Genomic DNA, 19,899 nt, shown 5'->3' on the forward strand with positions numbered 1-19,899 from the left:
CCTCCGCCTTACAGGTAGCGTCTCAAAACGTCCGGGACGATGATCGAGCCGTCGGCCTGCTGGTAGTTTTCCATAATCGCGATCAGTGTTCTTCCGACGGCGAGGCTGGAGCCGTTGAGCGTGTGGACCAGACGATTTTTCTTCTCCTCTTTGTAGCGGATTTTCGCGCGGCGCGCCTGAAAATCGCGGGTGTTGGAGATGGAGCTGATCTCGCGGTATTTTCCCTGTCCGGGGAGCCACACTTCCAGATCGATCGTCTTGGCTGCACTGAAGCCCATGTCGCCGGCACATAGCAGCATCTGGCGATGCGGCAGCCCGAGCGAGGCCAACAGATCGGAGGCGCAGGCAACCATCTCGTCGAAGATTTCGTCGCTCTGGTCGGGTGCCGCGATGCAGACCAGTTCCACCTTGTCGAACTGGTGCTGGCGGATCATTCCGCGTGTATCGCGTCCGGCCGAGCCCGCCTCTTTTCTGAAACATGGGGTGTAGGCGGTCAGGCGCTGCGGCAGATCTTCACGCCTCAAAATCTCGTCGCGGAAGAGGTTGGTGACCGGTACTTCCGCCGTCGGGATCATGTAGAGATCCTCTCCTTCGATCTTGAAGAGGTCGTCGGCGAATTTCGGAAGCTGCCCCGTACCGAAAAGCGAGTCTGCGTTGGCCATGAAAGGGACGTAGACCTCTTCGAATCCGCGGTCGCGGTTGAAATCGAGCATGTAGTTGATGAGTGCGCGCTCGAGTCTGGCACCTTCGTATCGAAGGGCACTGAAACGGCTCTTGGCGATCTTGACGCCGCGCTCGAAATCGATCCATCCATTCTCTTCGGCCAGCTCCCAGTGCTCTTTGGGCTCGAAGTCGAACGTTTTGGGTTCCAGTACCCGTTTGATCTCGACATTGTCGTTTTCGTCTTCGCCGTCGGGGACATCGGGATCGGGAATGTTGGGGATCGTCGCCGCCAGATCGAAGAGCTTCTCTTCGAGAGCCTGAAGCTCTTCGTTCAGCGCCGCGATGCGTTCTTTGTTTTCGCTCACCTCTTTTTGCAGTTCGGAGAGATCTTTCCCTTCACGTTTGTATTGCCCGAAGAGTCTGCTCTTTCGGTTCTGTTCCGCCTGTGCCGCTTCCAGCCTCTTTTGGACACCCTTTTTCTCTTCGAAGAGGACTTTCAGCTTTTCCAGCAGTTTCTCGTCGACACCGCGCCGTTTCAGAGCGGCGGAAACGGTATCGAATTCTCTTTCAAGTTGCCGAAGATCGACCATTTGTTTCCTTCGTTCGTAATTTCGTTGTGATAAATACTATTTTACTCAAAACTACTTTACGATCAGATATCGTCGCTCATGTTGTAGGTCGAGACCGAGACGATCGCGGTGAAATAGACGAGCCACAGGATGAGAAGGACTGCCACCGGAAGCAATACGAATGTCATCAGGCAAAATCCCATCAACAGGCCGACTCCCAGGCTTACAAGCATCCAGAGCGAGACCGTTTTGAAATAGCTTCCCGTAAAGGCCGCTTTCCAGAAAGCCGTCGAAAAAAACATGAATACGGCATTGAATGCATCCGTGAAGGAGCGCTGAAGCAGTGCATAACCGTAGACCAGCGGCCAGAGATAGCTGAAAAAGAGAGAGGTGATCAGAAAGAAAAGGAGTGTCGGTGTACTCAACCCCAACACCTGCATATACATTTCGTAGGTCTGTTCGGGTGTCGGGTTCTGAATGGTCTGTTGCTGTTCGATGAGTGCGAAGGCTTCGAATCCTCCGCTCAGCCAGAAGATGAGGGTGGAAAGGATCATCATGATGACGGAGAAGAGTACGAAACCGGTATAGTAGCCGGCCGCCGGCGAAAAGAATGCAAAGAGTGTCTCTTTGAGATCGCCCTGTGCGACGGCGGTTTTGAAGTTTTCGACGGCGGCGGAACCTCTGAGTCTGTCGACGATCCAGTAGGCGATCGCATAGAGCAAGATACCCTGGAAGATCGAGGCGAACCATCCGATCAACGGAACGAATTCGAGAAGTGCAAGAAGCAGCAACAACGCGGCCACGATGGAGGTGTTTTTCCAGCTTGCGCTCATGGCCGCCCATGTGTAGGCGATGGCGGTACCGACTGGCCGGGTGCGAAGCGAATCGTCCAGTAGAATTTTCATATGTTTCCTTTGGGCAGAACCGTGGGAGACGGCTCCGCTGTTTTGAAAACATTTTACATAAATTTTTGTTAACACGCACTAAGAGATTGCTCAGATCTCCTGCGGGCATGAGAGTTCGACGCGGATGGTCACTGTTTCGCCTTCTTCGGTAACGTAGAAGCGGTGTTTTTTGCAGTAGTTGGCATTCATGTGATTGACCAGTTTGAGTGCGGCAAGCTCCGCTTCCGATCTGTCGTCGAACGATTGTGGAAGGACGAGATTTTCATCTTTTTTGACGCATCCGCACCGTTTTTCTATATCGATGGTGTACATTTCGACTCCTTCTTGGGTAAATATCGTTCTTTATGGAATTATCCGTAAAGACGCTTAAAGAGCATCATTCCCACGATCGTGGCCGTGATACATAAAAGCGCGTTAAGGGTAACGTTGGCGAACGCCCGTCCCCACAGGCCGCCCTGCAGCATCGTGACGGTTTCGAGCGAAAAGGTGGAGAAAGTCGTCAAAGCGCCGAGCATCCCGGTGATGACGAAGGCTTTCTGATGAGGTGAAACGACGTTTTCGAAATAGAGCGCCATGAAGCCGATGATGAAACTGCCCAGAAGATTGACGCCAAGCGTTCCGACGGGGAAAAGTACCGGAGAGAGTTTCTGCAGCCACGTGCTGATGAGAAAACGAAGAATGGCGCCGAAAAAACCGCCGGTTCCCACGGCTGCCAGAAGAGCGAACTGCATCACGGGTTTCCATGTTTGGGATGTTTGTAGGCAATCACTTCCACATCTCCCATCGTCACGAACGCCTCTTCGATCCAGTCGTTCGCCAGCCGCAAAAATTTGGTGATTTTCTCTTCCGTATCGACGATTTCGACGATAAGAGGAAGTTTTTGGCTGAGTGACCAGACATTGAAGGCCATGATTTCGGAGTGGGCACCGAAACCGGCCACACCCTTGATGACCGTGGCACCGGAAATCTCCATCTCCTTCGCCTTTTTGAGAAGATACTCCCAGAGGGGCTGGCCATCGTATTTCTCTTCACTGCTGATAAAGATGCGAACCAGTTTACGCTTGCCAAGAAATCGTTTCATTCATTCTCCCTCATTCCCATTTAAGCTGATTTCCGTCAGCTTTCACTACTCACTACTCACTACTCACTACTCACTCAAATGTCACAGCTTATTTCGAACACCGCTTCGTTCGCTTTTTCCATCGTCTGTGCAGCCTCTTTGCGGGCTGCATCGTTGCCCTTTTCGACGATCGCGTCGATCTTCGCGTCGTCGAGTTTCGCACGGCGTTCGCGCATCGGTTCGAGCAGACGTTCGATGCTCTGGGCACAGATTTTTTTGCAGTCGACGCATCCGATGGCACCGGCACGGCAGTCGGCGTCGATCTTTTGAACCACGGCATCCTCGGTGAGCGCTTTGTGATAGTCGAAGACGAGACAGACGTCGGGATTGCCCGGGTCGTTGCGACGGACGCGCTGCGGGTCGGTCTTGGCGCCGCGCAGTTTCTGCCATACCTCTTCTGGTGTGTCGGAGAGGAAGATGGCGTTGTTGTAGCTTTTGCTCATCTTGCGTCCGTCGAGCCCCGGAAGACGTGAGGTTTCGGTCAGCATCTCTTTGGGCTCTTTGAAGACTTCGCAGCCGAACAGGTGATGGAAACGGCGGACGATTTCGCGTGTGATCTCCAGGTGCGGTTTCTGATCTTCGCCGATCGGCACGATATCGGCCTGGTAGAGTATGATGTCGGCCGCCTGCAAAACGGGGTAGGTGAGGAAACCCGCCGTATGAATCTCTTTGTGCTCCATCTGTGCGAGCTGGTCTTTGTAGGTCGGATTGCGCTCCAGCCATCCAAGCGGCGTGATCATGTTCAAAAGGACGTAGAGTTCGGCGTGCTCTTTGATGGCACTCTGGACGAAAAGAGTCGATTTGTCGGGGTCGATCCCCGCGGCGATCCAGTCTTTGACGAGTTCGCGTCCGAGCAGTCTGAGGTTGAGTTTGTCCTCGTAACTGGTCGAGAGGGCGTGCCAGTCGGCGACGAAGAAGTGGCAGTCGTTGCTTTCTTGAAGATTGACCCAGTTTTTCAGGACACCGAGATAGTGTCCGAGGTGAAGTTTGCCCGTGGGGCGCATACCGCTGACGATTCGCATCGATAGATTCCTTAGAAAAATTTTGAAGATTATAGCCAATGAAGCATTGATCGGCGGTAAATTTATCCGATTTTTTCCATTAATAGAGTAAAATAGCGCCAATACGTTTCAAAGGAACTTCATGAATCTCGAAAAAGTCATTTCGGGCTTTTTTATCATCCTCGCATTGACGCTCAACTTCGGATTTTTCTACGGAGATCCGACGGTGCTCGAGCAGCACAACCGTTATGAGCTCTTCGCCGCCATCATCGTCAACCTGATTGCGACGATCTACAAACTCGGAGACAAGACGCAGCTCGGCGCCGTGCTGCTCGCAACCAGTCTCGTCGCCGATATCCAGCTGATCGGTGCGGCATCGATCTGGGCACTCGGAGAGTATGTGACGGGAATGAATGTCGAAACCGTCACCGCGATCATCTCCTTCTCGGGCGGCGCACTGCTGGCGAACATCGTCTCGGTGATCCTCTTTACCGGAGACGTCCTCAAGTCCAAGAGGTAACCGGCGTTGCAGAACAATTCGCTCTATCTGATCATCAAGCGGATGCGTACCCCAATGTACGTGCTGGTGGTCACCTTCTCCATCTCGATTCTCGGTATGGTGCTGATCCCCGGCGTGGACGATCAGGGAAAGCCGTACCATATGACATTTTTCGACGCTTTCTACTTCGTCTCCTATATGGCGACGACGATCGGCTTTGGGGAAGCGCCATACGAATTTACCTATCCGCAGCGTCTTTGGGTCGGTTTCTGTATCTACCTGACGGTCATCGGCTGGTTCTACGCTATCGGTTCGATCATCTCTTTGGTGCAGGACAAGGTGCTCGCCGCGCAGATCGCTCTGGCACAGTTTCAGCGAAAGATCAAAAAGATGGAAGAACCTTTCATCATCTTCGTCGGATACAACTCGTTGACGAAAGCGATCATCGACCGTCTGACACTCGATGGAATACGAAGTGTCGTTATCGAAAAGAACGAAGAGAAGATCAAAATGCTCGCCCTCGAAAATTATGCGATCGAAGTGCCCGCTCTCGTCGGTGACATCCGCGATCCGAAAGTCTTCAAGACGGCGGGCATCCACAAACACAACTGCCACGCCGTCGTCTCACTTTTCAACGACGATGTCATGAACCTCCATGTCGCACTTTCGGCGAAACTGATGAACAAGCACGTCACCGTCATCGTCGAAGCGACCGAAGAGGAGTATGCGCAAAACCTCAAGACGATCGGTGCCGACATTGTCGAAAACCCTTTCAAAATCGTCGCGAAGCGGATCTATCTTTCGCTCAAATCGCCTTCGCTGCTGATGCTCGAGCAGTGGATTTACGGCGATCCGCTAGTGCTCAGAAAAAAAGACAGGCTTCCGAAAGAGGGAAAATATATCGTTTGCGGATACGGCCGCATGGGACAGGCACTCGAAGTCGGGCTCAAACGTGCCGGCATCGACTACATCTTCATCGAAGCGAGCCCGGAAAAGGCAGCCAAGGCAAAACGGGGCGAAAAGGTGATCGTTGGCGATGCGGACGACAAAAAAATCCTGCTCAAAGCCGATGTGCAGGAGGCGTCGTGCATCATCGCAGCGACCAAAGACGATCTGCTCAACCTCTCCATCATCATGGCGGCCAAGCGTATCAACCCCGAAATCTATACCGTCGCGCGTGAAAACCATATCAACGATACCGTCGTCTTCAAAGCGGCGAAGATCGACCGGGTCATCATGATCGAGACACTGATGGTCAAAAAGACTTACAACATTCTCGCCCGTCCGCTCGCCGACCGTTTCATCCGGCTCATGAAGTACCGTGGAGAGGCGTGGGGAGAGAAGGTAGTAGACCTTCTGAAGGAGTACATCAATAACAATCCTGAAACGATGGAGACGGTCATCGACGAGGATCATGCCTATGCCCTGGTGCGCCATATACGCGAGTCGGGAGAGGAGATCCCCTACAGTATTCTCTATCGAAGCAGGGAGGAGTGGAAACGGGAGAACCCGCTGTTGGTGCTTTACGTACGCAGAGGCGGGGAGGAGATGCTCCTTCCAGACCCGTCGCTTCCCATTCAGATCGGTGATGAAGTGCTGATCGCCGGAACGAAAGAGGCGTTTGAAGATGTGGGGTACATTATGGAGAACCTTTACGAACTCTACTATGTCATGCAGGGGAAGGAGTGCGAATTGTCGCTTTCGTGCAAATTGACGTTCGATTTTTAAAACAGCGGGCAAAGCCTGCGGTTATTGGTTGATGTATTGGGTTCGTTTCGCGAGCGGTATTGGCGTGTTGAAAACGGTTTTTAATCCAAGAACTTGACGAAAACCCTTGACAACCACTGGCGAGCTCCGCTCGCCTACTACTCACTACTCACTACTCACTACTCACTACTCACTACTCACTACTCACTACTCACTACTCACTACTCACTCTCTTCTTCCCTCTCCCCGCGCCGTTTGGGTATGAGGATGACCGGCGTGCCTTCGAGGTCGAAGTTTTCTCTGAGTTGGTTCGTCAGGTAGCGGATGTAGCTGAAGTGGATTCCCCTGGGGCGGTTGGAGATGAGGGCGATTTTCGGCGGTTTGATGGCGTACTGCGACGCGAAAAGGATGTTGACGGGTTTGCCCTTGTGGCTTGGAATATGGTGTCTGATCGTCGCCTGCTTGATGACCTCGTTGAGTTCGCGCGTCGGGATGTGGCGGGTGTAGTTTTCAAACACTTTCAAAATCATGTCGTTGATTTTGTGGATCCGCTTTTTCGATTTGGCCGAAACGGTGATGACGGGTGCCCAGCTCAGGAATTTGAAGCGGTAGCGCAGCTCGTCGACGATTTCTTCATAACTCCCCAACGCTTCATCCCACTTGTTGAGAACGATGATGCATCCGAGCTTGTACTCGTCCACCAGCCCCGCGATCTTCTCGTCCAGCTCGCTGAGCGGTGCACTCGCATCGAGGACGAGCAGGGCGATGTCGGCGCGTTCGAGCATCTGCCGCGTGCGTCCGAGGGCGTAACGCTCGATCCCCTGGATCTTTCCGCGGCGTCTGATACCTGCCGTATCGACGAAGGTGACCGTTTTGTCGCCCAGCGTCATCTTCTCGTCGACAGGGTCGATCGTCGTGCCGGCTACGTCGCTGACGACGGCACGCTCCTCGCCCAGCAGGGCATTGAGCAGCGAGCTTTTGCCGACATTGGTGCGTCCGATGATCGCGACGCCTATTTCGCTGAGATCCTCCTCTTCCTGCAAGGTTCCCGTCTCGTCGAACTGTGCAATGAGGTTCTCGAGGGCATCCGCTTCGTCCGGCACGAGATCCAGGAGGGCCGCTTCGGGTTCGTCGAGATGGTTTTTGACCCACTCGATAAGCTGACCGACGCGGCGGTTGTGCGATACGGAGATGGCGAAAAGGTTGTTGGCACCGAACTCACCGAACTCCCATGCACGCTCTTCCTCTTTGTCGTTGTCGATCTTGTTGACGACCAGTGCGATCGGTTTGCCAAGCCGCTGAAGCCGGTAGAAGAGCTCCTTGTCCCGATCGTCCGGCAACGCTTTGCCGTCGACCATGTAAAGAATGATGTCGGCCGCTTTCGCCGCTTCGATCGCTTTGTTCCTGACACGACGGAAGAGTTCGCTGCTATCGTCGATTCCTCCGGTATCCAGAAGCTCCGCCTCTTTTCCGTCGAAGTCGATTATCTCTTTTTTTACGTCCCGTGTCGTCCCCGCCATATCGGAAGTGATGGCGATGCGCCGCCGTGCAAAACGGTTGAACAGGGAACTTTTTCCTACATTGGGCTGACCCAGTATGGCTATTTTTTTCATCTCTCTCTTTAATACACGGTAATTTTACTGACGTTACGCACCATATGTTACCATCTGTCGAACGAGAACAGATGCAATGCGAGGCGGAAAGCTTCGGGCGTAGCCGAAGCTACGTTCGAAATTTTCCAACGAAGTCAGTGTGTCTGTTCTCGTTCGACCCCGCAGGGGCGGCATCATCGCCATACGATTGCCGCGTTACGACGGTATCGGTGTAGCTTCGGCTACACCTCACCACCGTGCCTTGCACTTATATGACGCTAAAGCCGCAGATGGTGACATATGGTGCGTAACGTCAGTAATTTAATACTATTTTATCGAAAATATGATTAAATTGTCGAAAGGATGCAATTATGAAAAAAGCAGTGGTACTGTTGTTGATTTTTATCGGGACGATCTATGCGGAGTCGATGCATGCGACCTATAAAGTGGAGTATGGGATTTTCGGAAAAATGGGAGTCTCCGATGCCTATCTCACGAAAGAGAATGGACGCTATAAAATAAAGATGGTCGCCAAAGCGACCGGTTTGGCGAAAGTTCTCAGCGGCGGCCGTGTCGAGATATATGAAAGCGAAGGGGTGGTTTTCAACGGGCGCCTCATTCCGGAAGTTTTCAGAAAAGATATCAAACGTTCGGGAAAAAGGCGTGTGAAAATCTATCGATTCGATCATGGGTACCAGCGCGTCACCTATCGTGAAAAGAAGTATCGTGACGGAAAGCTCGAAAGCGAATCGAACGATACGCTTCCCTACTACGCGAACGACGACATCCTCTCTCTTTACTTCAACACACCGATGATCATCGGAGACTGTACCAAACCGTTCGACAGTTTTCTCAAAGCCGTCGGTGCCGAAAAGAAGACGGGAAAGGTCAGGATAGAGACGATTACGGGAAAGCAGAAAGAGAAGATGAAAGCGTCGCTTGGCGAAGCGTCCTGCTATCTGAAAGTGACGGTCTATCAGAAACTTTTCGGTTCCAAAGGCGGTGAGCTCTACCTCTCCCTGCGCTCCGACAATGTCGTGAAAAAAGCGCTTCTCAAAGATGTGGTCATGTTTGGCGACATACGGGGCAAACTCATACATTTCGAAAGCAAAAAGTGACGTCGAGTACGATGTACCGTTCGATGTTGATTGGGAAATAACGGTTGCGGGAGCGTTTCAACCGGCTCGACGCCGGTGTACGGTATATGCTTTTCGCCTCACTGATGTTTGCCTGCATGGGGGTTTTCGCCAAGCTTCTGAGCCACACGATGCCATCGCTGGAAGTTGTCTTTTTCAGAAACGTTTTCGGTGTGGCCATCGTTGCGGCGACGCTTCTGAAAAAACCGATGCGCCACAGAGGCGGGAAACCGTGGTTGCTCTTTTTCCGTGGGCTTATGGGGTTTCTGGCTCTGCTCGCTTTCTTTTACAATATCGCACACATTCCGCTCGGAGATGCGATGACCTACTCGAAGAGTTCCCCCATCTTCACGGCACTTTTCGCCTGGCTTTTTCTACATGAAAAGATGGGAGTGAAGGGGTGGGTTGCGCTTTTTATCGGATTTGCAGGTATCGTGTTTATCGCGAAGCCGAGCGGCATGATGCTGGACAAGACGGCGTGGCTCGGTATCTTCAGCGGAGTCGGAGCGGCGCTTGCCTATACGGCGGTCAGAGAACTCAAACGCTATTACGACACCCGGGCGATCGTCCTTTCGTTTATGGGTATCGGAACGATCGGTCCGCTGTTGTTGATGGCGATCACGCCCTATGTGAAGATGCCGGAACTCGATATGGTGTTCGGGGAGTTTGTCATGCCGGGAGGCATCGCCTGGCTTTATGTGGTGCTGATGGGCCTTTTCGCGACACTGGCACAGCTCTATATGACCAAAGCTTACGGTGTCACCAAAGCCGGTATCGTCGGCGCCGTCAGTTACAGCAACATCCTCTTTTCCATTGCGCTGGGACTTCTCATCGGCGACCCTTTCCCCGACCCGATGACATGGGTCGGCATCGCCTTCGTCGTGATCGCAGGCATTGCGGTGGCAAGCAAATGAGGTGCCTTTTAAGAAAAGATATGTTAGAGTAGTTTTATGTTGAAACCCGATAAAGCGAAATGGAAGATCGCGCTCTTCGCATCTGTTATGGCCGTTGCGGCATCTGCGGGGTTGGTGGGTGTGCAGTGGCTTTTGCAGGATGAACCCTCGGACCTCTCCATCTCTGTCATGGGAACGCTCTATCTGCTTCTCTTTTCGATTCTTTTTTTCAAATTGCTGCGGCAAAGTGCACAGCTGGAGCAGGTGGAGAGAGAAAAAGAGGCACAGAAACTGCTTGACGATACGACCCTTCTCTATAAAAACAGGGTTTTCAAGGAGCTGGCCGGAACCCAGATACGTATGTGCAAACGCAACAACTGGCCGGCCGGCCTCATTTTGATGGATATCGACAGACTCGCAAAGATCAATGAAAAGTACGGATACGATGCAGGCAATCAGGTCCTGAAACATTTCGCCACCGTTTTAAAAGAGACGGTACGCGACAGCGACCTGGTCGCCCGTTTCGACGATGACAGATTCGCGCTGCTGCTTCCCGACTGCGACGCGAAAAATGCGAAAAAAGTGATTCAGCGTATTCAGGCCAGAATTCTGGAGGCTCCGCCAAAAATCGAAAAATCGACGATCAAGATACCTTTCTCGTCGGGCGTGGTTTCGTTCAACGGCAAGGTCGCGAAGCTCAATCATATGCTCAAACGTGCCGGCGAAGCGCTCGAAGCGGCGAAAAGAAGAGGTGGAAACCGAATAGAACTTTTTTAGAAAAAGGGTTCGAAAACCAAAGGGGGTATATGAGGTCGTTTGGAAAGGGCTTGTATGCAAAGAAGAAGATATAAAATTCTCGGAGCGCTGCTTGGCGCCATTTTCCTGACCAGTGCGGCGGCGTGGCTTCCCGTATTGACCGAGTGGCTCGAGCGTTTCGACCTCACCGCTTCCGAAGCGGGACGATTGGCGTATGCCATCTTTTTCGTGCTTGCGGCCGTCGTCTCCTACGCTTTCGTGACGGAATTGATCCGGGCGCGTATGCAGATCAAACGGTGCGACGAGGTGCTCAACACCTCCGCGGCGATGGAGATGCACGACAAGCAGCTTTTCCATACGATGGGCAAAAAACAGATACTGTTGGCCAAACGCAATGGCTGGCCGGTGAGTATGATCGCGCTCTATCTGCATCCGATGCAGGGAAACAAAGCGGCCGGAGATATCAGCCTTCAGATCAAGGAGATGGTTCTCGAAGAGCTCGAGAAGGTGATGCGCGGCAGCGATTTGGCAGGAAGTTTCGCGAAGAACGAATATTTGATCTTTTTGCAAAATTGCAGCGAGAGCCAGTCCAAAGAGATCGCCAAGCGGATCAAAAAAAGATTTTCCGACAAGCGTGTCGAGGTCGACGGCAAACTCTACAGGATCGAGTGTAAATGTGGCGTGACGACGCTCGACGCCGGTGCGGCGGAGTTGAAACGGTTGATGGAGCGTGCCTTCGACGTTCTCGAACGTGCCAAAGAGAAAACGGGCAACGTGATCGAACATTTTTAGGATTGAACAGATGATTGAAATACTCTATGGTGTTATCGGAGTTCTCGCGACGGCCCTCATCGCGGTGGGAACGATGTGGTTTCGCTGCAGAAAAGCACTCAAAGCGAGCAGTGCAAAAGTCGACGCTCTGACGGAAGAGGTGACAGCCGCACGTTCGCTCGACGAGACGACAGGGGCGTTCAACTACCCCTTTTTCGTCAAGATGGCCAATGTCCAGATCAAACTCGCACGGCGCCACCGCTGGCCCGTGACGCTGTTGATCGTCGATGTCGACCAGCTGGAGAAGATCAATCTACGCTACAGCTTCAAGACGGGCGACAGTGTCTTGAAACATCTGGTCGAGACGATCCGTGAAACGGTCCGAAGCAGCGATGTTCTGGGCCGTTTCGGAGGGTCGGGTATCTTCGTTCTCCTGCCAGAATGCGATACCGAAAACATTCCGACGGTTTATGATCGGATCGAGAAGCGCATCGACGAGACACCTCTGATGCAAGGGGAGAAGCAGATCCGATACAGGACGACGGCAGGTGCCGTGACGATGTACGGGATTCAGATCCAACTCAACCGGATGATGGAACTTGCCGAAGATGCGCTCGGCAGCGCGAAAGAGAAGAAAAAGAGTCTTGTCATATTCGACAAAGAGGGAGGGGAAGTATGATTTTGATAGCGGGACCGTGTGTCATCGAGTCCAGAGAGAGTGTGATGCGTATCGCCGAAGCGTTGAAAAAGTATGACGAAGAGGAGAGAATCGACTTCTATTTCAAAGCGAGTTTCGACAAAGCCAACCGAACATCGCTCGAGAGTTACCGGGGGCCGGGCCTCGAGGAGGGAATGAAAATTTTCGAAGAGGTGAAACAGGCGTTCGGATACAAGACATTGACGGATGTCCACGAATCGTGTCAGGTGCCTGTCGTAGCCGAAACGGTCGATGTCCTGCAGATTCCCGCCTTTTTGTGCCGCCAGACGGATCTGTTGGTGGCGGCGGCCAAAACTGACTGCATCGTCAATATCAAAAAGGGGCAGTTCATGGTCCCCGCCGATATGCAATACTCGGTCCTGAAGGTGCTCAAGACGCGCGGATACGAACGGGCCGATTACGAAACGAGCAAAAAAGCCGGGGTATGGCTGACCGAACGCGGCTCGACCTTCGGTTACGGCAACCTCGTCGTGGATATGCGTTCGCTCCCGATCATGCGGGCGTTCGCACCTGTCATTTTCGATGCGACACACAGCGTTCAGATGCCGGGGCAGGGGGGAAAGACCGGTGGCGACAGTTCGTTCGTACCCTATCTGGCGCGTGCAGCCGCCGCAGCGGGCGTCGACGGCTTCTTCTTCGAAACCCATTTCGATCCCTCTCTGGCGCTTAGTGACGGGCCGAATATGATCAGACTGGACGATCTTGACAAACTGATCGGCCAGATCGAAGCGATACGGGAGATTGTCGAAGGTTAGAAGGTTAGAAGGTTAGAAGGTTAGAAGGTTAGAAGGTTAGAAGGTTAGAAGGTTAGAAGGTTAGAAGGTTAGAAGGTTAGAAGGTTAGAAGGTTAGAACCGAGTTTTCAATACTGAATAGCTTGTTGCTTCGCACCCTCCCACCCGCCGCGCAGCGGCGATTATGCTAAAATATCACAATTTATAAATCGAGGATAGTTTGATGAACATTATCGAAGGACAGTTGAAACTTGACGGCAGCGAGCGCGTCGCGATCATCGCGAGCCGCTTCAACCACATCATTACCGACCGCCTGGTCGAAGGGGCGCGCGACGCCTTTTTGCGCCATGGCGGCAACGACGGCAATCTCGACCTGATTCTGGTACCGGGTGCATTCGAAATCCCGTTCGCGCTGGAAAAAGCGCTGGCTTCCGGGAAATATGCCGGTGTCTGCTGTGTCGGTGCCGTGATTCGCGGATCGACGCCACATTTCGACTATGTGGCGGCGGAAGCGACCAAGGGTGTCGCGAATGTGACCCTCAAGCACGGAAAGCCGGTCGCCTTCGGCGTACTCACGACCGATACGATCGAACAGGCGATCGAGCGGGCCGGTTCCAAGGCGGGCAACAAAGGGTTCGAAGCGATGACGGGTGTGATTGAAATGCTCGATCTCTACCGGACGATGGAGGGGTAATGGCGACAAGACATCAGTCCCGCGGGGCCGTGATCGGCCTGCTTTATGCGCACGATATCGGTAATCCGGAGGTCCAGCAGTTCAGCGAAGACCTGCTTGAAGAGAAGAAGATCCGAAACAAGCAGCGCGAGTTCGCACTCGGCCTCTACAACGGCGTGCTCGAGCATCTCGGAACCATCGACGAAGAGATCAAAGAGCATTTGAAAGATTGGGATTTCGACCGACTCGACCATGTGGACAAGTCGATCCTGCGTCTTGGAACCTACGAGCTGCTCTACACCGATCTCGACCGGGCCGTCATCATCAACGAAGCGGTCGAACTGGCCAAAGAGCTCGGAAGCGACCAGTCGCCGAAGTTCGTCAACGGCGTGCTCGATGCGATCGAAAAGACGGCTTCCCGGAAGGATGAGAAGGCATGAACCGCCTGAGCAAAGCGGAGGCGGTCGACCTGATTCGCAATGCCGATCTCAAGACGCTCGGCCGCATGGCGAGCGAGATGAAGGCGAAGCTGCATCCCGAAAAGATCACGACTTTCGTCGTCGACAGGAATATCAACTATACCAACGTCTGCTGGGTCGACTGCAAATTCTGCGCATTCTACCGCCATGGGAAAGATGAAGACGCCTACGTGCTTACGTTCGAAGAGATCGACCAAAAGATCGAGGAGCTGCTCGCCATCGGCGGGACACAGATCCTTTTTCAAGGCGGTGTGCATCCGAAACTCAAAATCGAGTGGTACGAAGAGCTCGTCGAACATATCCACCGGAAGTATCCCGAAATCACGATTCATGGCTTCAGTGCCGTCGAAATCGACTATATCGCCAAAGTCTCACATATCGGTGTCGAAGAGGTGCTGCAGCGCCTGGCCGCAAAGGGACTCAGCTCCATTCCCGGTGCGGGTGCGGAAATTTTGAGCGATCGCGTGCGGGACATCATCGCCCCCAAAAAGATCGACGTCGAAGATTGGCTGAATGTCCACCGACTGGCCCACGAAAACGGTATCAAGTCGACGGCGACGATGATGTTCGGTACTGTGGAGACCGACGAAGAGATCGTCGAGCACTGGGATCTGGTGCGCAACCTGCAGGACGAGACGGGCGGTTTCCGTGCCTTTATCATGTGGAGTTTTCAGCCATATCACACGAAGCTCGAAGCCGATGGGATCGTGACACACAAAACGAGCCCCAACCGCTATCTTCGGCTCCTCGCCGTCAGCCGTCTCTTTCTCGACAATGTCAGAAATATCCAGAGTTCGTGGGTGACGCAGGGCAGCTACATCGGCCAGATGGCACTGCAATACGGCGCCAACGACCTGGGCAGCACGATGATGGAGGAGAACGTCGTCAAAGCGGCGGGTGCCGTGAACCGTATGAACCAGCAGGAGATGATCCGCCTTATCCGCGATGTCGGCGAAACGCCGGCGAAACGGAATACGGCGTACGAGATTTTAGAGGTTTACTGATACGTCAGGAAACGATCACGACGGAAAAGTGTCGCTCTTTGAGAGAGGATTGTGGATGAAGAAGATTTTGCTGTTTCTGGCAGTGTTGCAAGGAGTGTTGATGAGTGCGGTTTTGGATAAGATTGAGATAAATGGCGTGGATGTCCCGTTGATTTTCGAAGAGGAACGGCTTCTTCCGATCGCTTCGATGCAGGTGGTGTTCCGCTACAGCGGTTCGCTGGCCGACGGGGAACATCCGGGCCTGGCGAAGTTTTCGGCACGGATGATGAACGAGGGGACCGAAACGCTCGGTTCGACGGGATTCGCCAAGGCGCTGGAAGAGCGGGCCATCAGCCTGAGTGCACATGCGGGAACCGAAACGTTCGTTTTCGAATTGACTTCCCTCAAAGAGGAGTTCGAAAAGGGTGTCGACCTCTTCGAAGATCTCCTTCGAGCGCCGAATCTGACGGACGAGAGTTTCAAAAAGGTCCAGACGACGACGATCGGATCGCTGATGCGCAAAGAGAGTGACTACGATTACCAGGCGAGCCTGCTGCTCAAAAAGGCACTCTTCGAAGGGACGCCTCTGGCGCATCCGGCTGACGGGACGGTCCAGGATATCGAGGCACTGAGACTGGAAAAAGTCCGCGAATTTCTGAAAAAGCATCTGGTCCTTCGGCGCGCGATCGTCGTCATAGGGGGTGCGATGACGATCGAGGAGGCCAAAGCGTATGTGAAAGAGGCGCTGAAGCCGCTGAAGAGGGGTGAAACGGAACCGCTGCCCTTCTACGAGGCGAGCGGCGCAGGCAAAACCGTTGTCGAAGAGAAACTGACCGAGCAGGCCTACATCTATTTCGGAGCACCTTTCAAGATGCGTGTGGACGATCCGCAGAGCTACAAAGCGAAAGTGGCGGCATTCATTCTCGGAAGCAGTGGTTTCGGCAGCCGGCTGATGGAAGAGGTGCGTGTCAAGCGGGGCCTTGCCTATTCGGCTTACGGACGGATCGTGCTGAACAAGAGCAGAAGCTATTTCAGCGGCTATCTGCAGACCAAGCTCGAGAGCCAGGACGAGGCGAAAAGGGTGGTGGTCGATGTGATCGACGACTTCGTCGAAAAGGGTGTGACGCAAAAGGAGCTCGAAGATGCCAAAATGTTTCTGCTCGGTTCCGAGCCGCTTCGCAACGAAACACTCTCGCAGCGTCTCGGGCGTGCATTCGACGAGTACTACAAAGGACTCGGGCTAGGCTACTCCAAAAAACAGCTGGAGCTGATCGAAGCGTTGACGGTCGAAGAGCTGAACGATTTCATTGCGAAGCATCCCGAGATTCTGAAACTGACATTCGCCATCATTACCAATGAAAAAGAGACGCCGGCCGGGAAAAAATGATATACTCTTTATCATCGCACAGGAAACAGGAAGTCTGTTCGGTGAAGAAGAGTCATAGAGGAGATCGCCATGGATAAGCTACTGACCCGTATCACGATCGATCCGGAAAAAAGGGGCGGCAAGCCGTGTATCAGAAATCTGAGAATCACGGTTTACGACATACTGGATATGCTTGCATCGGGAATGAGTTTCGAGGAGATCATGGAAGACTTTCCGAAACTTTCGAGAGAAGATATCCTCGCGGCATTGCGCTACGCCGCGGATAGAGAGCATAAGACCACTGTCACGCCTTTGAGTGCGTAAGGTACTTTCGGTGAAGTACCGTCTGCTTTTCGACAACAACATCTCCCACAGGGTTGTCTCCAGAATCGCCGAACATTTTCCAGAGGCATCCCATGTCATGCTTCTGGGGCTCGACGAAGCGAAAGATTCCGAAGTGTGGCACTATGCCAGGCGAAATCGATATGCGATAGTGACCAAGGATTCCGACTTCAACGATATCGCCATACTCAAAGGATCCCCTCCGAAGGTGGTATGGATAAAAATAGGCAACTGCCGGGTCGATGAAACGGTTGCATTTCTCATCGAAAAGCGAGAGACGATCGCAAATTTTCTCGATGACGAAACATCCGTGATCCTCGAAATATAATGCCTTCCGAATCGTTCGACCAAAAACTGAAAAAAGCCGGTTTCTCTTCGCTTCTGGAGATGGCGATCCATCTGCCTATCTCCTACCTCGATACTAGGCTCAGCTCGGAGCTCAGCATCGGCGAAGCCCATACGATCGAAGCAGAGATCGTGCAGGTGTCGCGGCTGCCGAAGCGGCTAGTAGCGACGGCTCGCACGCCCCTTTGCGACCGGCCGATCGAGATCACGATTTTTCATCCCAAACCCTACCACGGCGCACTCTTCAAGCCGGGCATGCGCCATTTTCTACAAGGAAAGATCGATCGGTACGGTTCGAAACTTCAGCTCGTCAACCCGAAAAAGATATCCAAAACGGGCGAAATCGTTCCGCAATACAGATGCAAACTTCGGCAGGATGTGCATCGACGGATCGTCGAATCGCTGGTGACGGTCGCCAATCTGGTGGGCGAGGGGCTCGACGAAGAGAGAGCCGCGCTCATCGTCCGTGCACACAGGCCCGACGATACGTGGTTGAAACTCTACCGTCGGCATGGCGGAGTGGGGCCGAAAACGGTGGAGGCACTGAAGTTTGCCGAGGCGCTCGACCACTTCAAGCGTCTCGGCGGGAAACGGGTGCGGTTTCCTGCGACCGCCCGTTTGGATGGAAGTGCCGAACCCTTCGTGAAGCGGCTGCCATTCGAGCTGACGGACGACCAGAAACGGGCGATCGAGGCCATCCGGGCCGACCTGAGCGGCGAAACGGCGGCACGGCGTATGATCGTCGGCGACGTTGGAAGCGGCAAGACGATGGTCATCCTCGCCGCCGCGACGATGGCATATCCGCACAAAGCGGTTCTGATGGCCCCCACCTCCATACTCGCCCGCCAACTCTACGAAGAGGCGAAAAAGTGGCTGCCCGATTTCGTCGATGTGGCCCTCGTCACCCAGAGCAGGGAAGCGGGTGAGATGCAAACAGCGCATCTCATCGTCGGTACCCACGCACTCCTCTACCGCGATCTCCCCGAAGCGCCGTTGATCATGGTGGACGAACAGCACCGTTTCGGCACCGAACAGAGAAAAATGCTCGAGCGGCTTGTCTCCAAAAATCGTCCATCATCGAAAAAGGCGAAGCCGCATTTTTTGCAGTTCTCCGCCACCCCGATTCCGAGAACGCAGGCGATGATGGAGTCGGCCCTGATCGACGTAACGCTGATCGAATCGACACCGTTCGTCAAAGATATCTCGACGCACATTGTCGACAAAAGCGGTTTTACGGCACTTCTTGGGCATATCCGAACCGAGACGGAGGCGGGACGGCAGGTTCTTGTGGTCTATCCGCTGGTGGAGGAGAGCGAACATATCGGCTACCGTTCGATAGAGGAGAGCGAAGCGTTCTGGAAAGCGCGTTTCGACGGTGTCCATGTGACCCACGGCAGGGACAAAAACAAAGACGATGTCTTGCAGGCCTTTGCCGAAAAGGGAAAGATACTGCTCGCCACGACGGTGATCGAGGTCGGTATATCGCTGCCGAAACTCTCGACCATCGTCATCGTCGGAGCGGAGCGTATGGGGCTGGCGACACTGCATCAGCTCCGTGGACGGGTCAGCAGGACAGGGCTCAAGGGTTACTGCTTTCTTTTTACGCACGATGTGAAGAACGAACGGCTCCAATCGTTCGCGAAGACGGCCAACGGCTTCGAAATCGCACGGCTCGACCTGAAGTTCAGAAAATCGGGCGATCTTTTGAGAGGGAAGATGCAAAGCGGAAAAGAGTTCGTCTGGCTCGATATGGGGGAAGATGAAAAGATTGTCGAAGCGGCGAAAAGGAGGGCGGACGGAAGATGAAACTTCCGCCCCGCGAAGCTAATATGCCTTGATCGCGAAAAAAATCGCGATCAGAAGCAGTAACAACAATGCTCTTCGCATATGCCCTCCTCGAGTGGTCTCGGGCCTGCAAAAAAAAAGGCCGATGGGTCATGACTCCCATCGACCGATACAGGCCCTTAGACCACTCGAGCTGTTGTTACGGGTAAAATTATATCACACATCGATAGCAAAAAAAAAGGTCCGACGGGAGCGACCCGTCGGACCTGCCGGCCCTTTGAACACGCAAAGGCTGTTACTACAACATAATTATATCACAAATCAATAGAGCCCGAAGCGTCCGTCGCTGCGGCGGTAGAGGACGCGCATTTTGCCCTCGATGTCGTTGAAGACGATGAATTGCCGATCCGGGCTCGATTTGAGGAGGTTGAGCGCCTCTTCGATCTCGAGTGGCTTGTAGAGTTCGAGCTCCGCCGGTACGATCTCGTCGCTGTCGTCCGCGAGTGCCGCCGCGATCTCCGCTTCGTGTGCCGCGGCGAGTTCGTCCGGGCGAACCGATTTGTGCTCGGTCACTTTGTCGTGGTGGCGTCGAAGGACTTTGTGTGCACGGTCGATAGCCAAGTCGATCGCGGCGTAGACGTCTTTGTCTTTCTGGCGGATGACTACGGTATTTTTGTTCGCCATGTTGATGACGAATTCGACACTGTACCCTTTTTTGCCATTTTTCTCGTCCGCATCGATGACGACGCGGGTGGAGATGATATCGAGATTGTATTTTTTAAGACCGTCGATAGCACTTTCAATATGGTTTTTGATGGCATCGGTCAATTCGAAATGGCGACCTACGATGCTTATGTTCATCG

Annotated in this window: 23 protein-coding genes; 15 read left to right on the forward strand and 8 right to left on the reverse strand. The window is 53.5% G+C overall.

Going from position 1 to position 19,899, the window contains the following annotated elements:
* Positions 1 to 8: 8 nt before the first annotated feature.
* From serS to trpS, 6 genes are all read right to left on the reverse strand, one after another.
* Entirely contained in the window at positions 9 to 1,253 is a 1,245-nt protein-coding gene (gene serS / locus QUD54_RS09165; RefSeq protein ID WP_286336428.1) for a serine--tRNA ligase, read from the reverse strand.
* Between the two features lie 62 nt (positions 1,254 to 1,315).
* The gene (locus tag QUD54_RS09170; RefSeq protein WP_286336429.1) at positions 1,316 to 2,137 is read right to left on the reverse strand and encodes a hypothetical protein; all 822 of its coding nucleotides are present in this window, start codon (positions 2,135 to 2,137) and stop codon (positions 1,316 to 1,318) included.
* Positions 2,138 to 2,227: 90 nt separating this feature from the next.
* Positions 2,228 to 2,449, reverse strand: coding sequence for a hypothetical protein (locus QUD54_RS09175; RefSeq protein WP_286336430.1), 222 nt, complete (start codon positions 2,447 to 2,449; stop codon positions 2,228 to 2,230).
* Between the two features lie 38 nt (positions 2,450 to 2,487).
* Positions 2,488 to 2,868, reverse strand: a complete 381-nt coding sequence (gene crcB, locus QUD54_RS09180) for a fluoride efflux transporter CrcB (RefSeq protein ID WP_286336431.1) — start codon at positions 2,866 to 2,868, stop codon at positions 2,488 to 2,490.
* A complete protein-coding gene (locus tag QUD54_RS09185; RefSeq protein ID WP_286336432.1) occupies positions 2,868 to 3,218 on the reverse strand; it encodes a DUF190 domain-containing protein in 351 nt (116 codons plus the stop codon). Before QUD54_RS09185 ends, crcB begins: the two co-directional genes overlap by 1 nt.
* 74 nt (positions 3,219 to 3,292) lie before the next feature.
* Positions 3,293 to 4,279 (reverse strand): tryptophan--tRNA ligase, encoded by a 987-nt coding sequence (gene trpS / locus QUD54_RS09190; protein ID WP_286336433.1) that lies wholly within the window; start codon positions 4,277 to 4,279, stop codon positions 3,293 to 3,295.
* 121 nt (positions 4,280 to 4,400) lie between these two features.
* Here trpS and QUD54_RS09195 point away from each other — a divergent pair, with 121 nt between their 5' ends.
* Together QUD54_RS09195 and QUD54_RS09200 are read left to right on the forward strand one after the other, a co-directional pair.
* Positions 4,401 to 4,778, forward strand: coding sequence for a DUF6394 family protein (locus tag QUD54_RS09195; protein WP_286336434.1), 378 nt, complete (start codon positions 4,401 to 4,403; stop codon positions 4,776 to 4,778).
* Positions 4,779 to 4,784: 6 nt separating this feature from the next.
* A complete protein-coding gene (locus tag QUD54_RS09200; protein WP_286336435.1) occupies positions 4,785 to 6,485 on the forward strand; it encodes a potassium channel family protein in 1,701 nt (566 codons plus the stop codon).
* Between the two features lie 200 nt (positions 6,486 to 6,685).
* Here QUD54_RS09200 and der read toward each other — a convergent pair whose 3' ends face one another.
* Positions 6,686 to 8,077, reverse strand: a complete 1,392-nt coding sequence (der, locus tag QUD54_RS09205) for a ribosome biogenesis GTPase Der (protein ID WP_286336436.1) — start codon at positions 8,075 to 8,077, stop codon at positions 6,686 to 6,688.
* Positions 8,078 to 8,427: 350 nt separating this feature from the next.
* Between der and QUD54_RS09210 the strand changes: the two genes are divergently transcribed.
* The 13 genes from QUD54_RS09210 (at position 8,428) to recG (ending at position 19,057) form a co-directional block, all read left to right on the forward strand.
* Positions 8,428 to 9,174 carry a DUF3108 domain-containing protein gene (locus QUD54_RS09210; RefSeq protein WP_286336437.1) on the forward strand — a complete coding sequence of 249 codons (747 nt, stop codon included), beginning with the start codon at positions 8,428 to 8,430 and terminating at the stop codon, positions 9,172 to 9,174.
* A 44-nt stretch (positions 9,175 to 9,218) separates the two neighbouring features.
* A complete protein-coding gene (locus QUD54_RS09215; RefSeq protein ID WP_406600562.1) occupies positions 9,219 to 10,106 on the forward strand; it encodes a DMT family transporter in 888 nt (295 codons plus the stop codon).
* Positions 10,107 to 10,142: 36 nt separating this feature from the next.
* Positions 10,143 to 10,862, forward strand: coding sequence for a GGDEF domain-containing protein (locus QUD54_RS09220; protein ID WP_286336438.1), 720 nt, complete (start codon positions 10,143 to 10,145; stop codon positions 10,860 to 10,862).
* A gap of 54 nt (positions 10,863 to 10,916) precedes the next feature.
* The gene (locus tag QUD54_RS09225) at positions 10,917 to 11,633 is read left to right on the forward strand and encodes a GGDEF domain-containing protein (protein ID WP_286336439.1); all 717 of its coding nucleotides are present in this window, start codon (positions 10,917 to 10,919) and stop codon (positions 11,631 to 11,633) included.
* A 10-nt stretch (positions 11,634 to 11,643) separates the two neighbouring features.
* The gene (locus QUD54_RS09230; protein WP_286336440.1) at positions 11,644 to 12,291 is read left to right on the forward strand and encodes a GGDEF domain-containing protein; all 648 of its coding nucleotides are present in this window, start codon (positions 11,644 to 11,646) and stop codon (positions 12,289 to 12,291) included.
* A complete protein-coding gene (gene kdsA, locus QUD54_RS09235) occupies positions 12,288 to 13,085 on the forward strand; it encodes a 3-deoxy-8-phosphooctulonate synthase (protein ID WP_286336441.1) in 798 nt (265 codons plus the stop codon). The genes QUD54_RS09230 and kdsA overlap by 4 nt, the downstream gene beginning before the upstream one ends.
* A 201-nt stretch (positions 13,086 to 13,286) precedes the next feature.
* On the forward strand, positions 13,287 to 13,757 hold the full coding sequence (ribH, locus tag QUD54_RS09240) for a 6,7-dimethyl-8-ribityllumazine synthase (RefSeq protein ID WP_286336442.1): 471 nt from the start codon (positions 13,287 to 13,289) through the stop codon (positions 13,755 to 13,757).
* A complete protein-coding gene (nusB, locus tag QUD54_RS09245) occupies positions 13,757 to 14,176 on the forward strand; it encodes a transcription antitermination factor NusB (RefSeq protein WP_286336443.1) in 420 nt (139 codons plus the stop codon). Before ribH ends, nusB begins: the two co-directional genes overlap by 1 nt.
* The gene (locus QUD54_RS09250) at positions 14,173 to 15,219 is read left to right on the forward strand and encodes a dehypoxanthine futalosine cyclase (RefSeq protein ID WP_286336444.1); all 1,047 of its coding nucleotides are present in this window, start codon (positions 14,173 to 14,175) and stop codon (positions 15,217 to 15,219) included. The genes nusB and QUD54_RS09250 overlap by 4 nt, the downstream gene beginning before the upstream one ends.
* A gap of 55 nt (positions 15,220 to 15,274) precedes the next feature.
* Complete coding sequence (locus QUD54_RS09255; protein WP_286336445.1) at positions 15,275 to 16,585, forward strand: M16 family metallopeptidase; 1,311 nt, start codon at positions 15,275 to 15,277, stop codon at positions 16,583 to 16,585.
* A 69-nt stretch (positions 16,586 to 16,654) separates the two neighbouring features.
* Complete coding sequence (locus QUD54_RS09260) at positions 16,655 to 16,888, forward strand: DUF433 domain-containing protein (protein WP_286336447.1); 234 nt, start codon at positions 16,655 to 16,657, stop codon at positions 16,886 to 16,888.
* Between the two features lie 10 nt (positions 16,889 to 16,898).
* The gene (locus QUD54_RS09265) at positions 16,899 to 17,234 is read left to right on the forward strand and encodes a DUF5615 family PIN-like protein (protein ID WP_286336448.1); all 336 of its coding nucleotides are present in this window, start codon (positions 16,899 to 16,901) and stop codon (positions 17,232 to 17,234) included.
* Positions 17,234 to 19,057 carry an ATP-dependent DNA helicase RecG gene (gene recG, locus QUD54_RS09270; RefSeq protein ID WP_286336449.1) on the forward strand — a complete coding sequence of 608 codons (1,824 nt, stop codon included), beginning with the start codon at positions 17,234 to 17,236 and terminating at the stop codon, positions 19,055 to 19,057. Before QUD54_RS09265 ends, recG begins: the two co-directional genes overlap by 1 nt.
* Before the next feature lie 300 nt (positions 19,058 to 19,357).
* Here the strand turns inward: recG and hpf are convergent, their stop codons facing one another.
* Positions 19,358 to 19,897, reverse strand: coding sequence for a ribosome hibernation-promoting factor, HPF/YfiA family (gene hpf, locus QUD54_RS09275; RefSeq protein ID WP_286336450.1), 540 nt, complete (start codon positions 19,895 to 19,897; stop codon positions 19,358 to 19,360).
* Positions 19,898 to 19,899 lie beyond the last annotated feature (2 nt).

Source organism: Hydrogenimonas cancrithermarum (genome assembly GCF_030296055.1).
Classification (GTDB): domain Bacteria; phylum Campylobacterota; class Campylobacteria; order Campylobacterales; family Hydrogenimonadaceae; genus Hydrogenimonas; species Hydrogenimonas cancrithermarum.

Coding starts and splice junctions, on each gene's coding strand:
- crcB (WP_286336431.1), bottom strand. CDS start 2,868: ATGCAGTTCGCTCTTCTGGCAGCCGTGGGAACCGGCGGTTTTTTCGGC.
- hpf (WP_286336450.1), bottom strand. CDS start 19,897: ATGAACATAAGCATCGTAGGTCGCCATTTCGAATTGACCGATGCCATC.
- QUD54_RS09175 (WP_286336430.1), bottom strand. CDS start 2,449: ATGTACACCATCGATATAGAAAAACGGTGCGGATGCGTCAAAAAAGAT.
- ribH (WP_286336442.1), top strand. CDS start 13,287: ATGAACATTATCGAAGGACAGTTGAAACTTGACGGCAGCGAGCGCGTC.
- QUD54_RS09195 (WP_286336434.1), top strand. CDS start 4,401: ATGAATCTCGAAAAAGTCATTTCGGGCTTTTTTATCATCCTCGCATTG.
- QUD54_RS09255 (WP_286336445.1), top strand. CDS start 15,275: ATGAAGAAGATTTTGCTGTTTCTGGCAGTGTTGCAAGGAGTGTTGATG.
- QUD54_RS09170 (WP_286336429.1), bottom strand. CDS start 2,137: ATGAAAATTCTACTGGACGATTCGCTTCGCACCCGGCCAGTCGGTACC.
- trpS (WP_286336433.1), bottom strand. CDS start 4,279: ATGCGAATCGTCAGCGGTATGCGCCCCACGGGCAAACTTCACCTCGGA.
- QUD54_RS09230 (WP_286336440.1), top strand. CDS start 11,644: ATGATTGAAATACTCTATGGTGTTATCGGAGTTCTCGCGACGGCCCTC.
- nusB (WP_286336443.1), top strand. CDS start 13,757: ATGGCGACAAGACATCAGTCCCGCGGGGCCGTGATCGGCCTGCTTTAT.
- QUD54_RS09185 (WP_286336432.1), bottom strand. CDS start 3,218: ATGAAACGATTTCTTGGCAAGCGTAAACTGGTTCGCATCTTTATCAGC.
- QUD54_RS09225 (WP_286336439.1), top strand. CDS start 10,917: ATGCAAAGAAGAAGATATAAAATTCTCGGAGCGCTGCTTGGCGCCATT.
- QUD54_RS09260 (WP_286336447.1), top strand. CDS start 16,655: ATGGATAAGCTACTGACCCGTATCACGATCGATCCGGAAAAAAGGGGC.
- der (WP_286336436.1), bottom strand. CDS start 8,077: ATGAAAAAAATAGCCATACTGGGTCAGCCCAATGTAGGAAAAAGTTCC.
- recG (WP_286336449.1), top strand. CDS start 17,234: ATGCCTTCCGAATCGTTCGACCAAAAACTGAAAAAAGCCGGTTTCTCT.
- QUD54_RS09220 (WP_286336438.1), top strand. CDS start 10,143: ATGTTGAAACCCGATAAAGCGAAATGGAAGATCGCGCTCTTCGCATCT.
- QUD54_RS09250 (WP_286336444.1), top strand. CDS start 14,173: ATGAACCGCCTGAGCAAAGCGGAGGCGGTCGACCTGATTCGCAATGCC.
- kdsA (WP_286336441.1), top strand. CDS start 12,288: ATGATTTTGATAGCGGGACCGTGTGTCATCGAGTCCAGAGAGAGTGTG.
- QUD54_RS09210 (WP_286336437.1), top strand. CDS start 8,428: ATGAAAAAAGCAGTGGTACTGTTGTTGATTTTTATCGGGACGATCTAT.
- serS (WP_286336428.1), bottom strand. CDS start 1,253: ATGGTCGATCTTCGGCAACTTGAAAGAGAATTCGATACCGTTTCCGCC.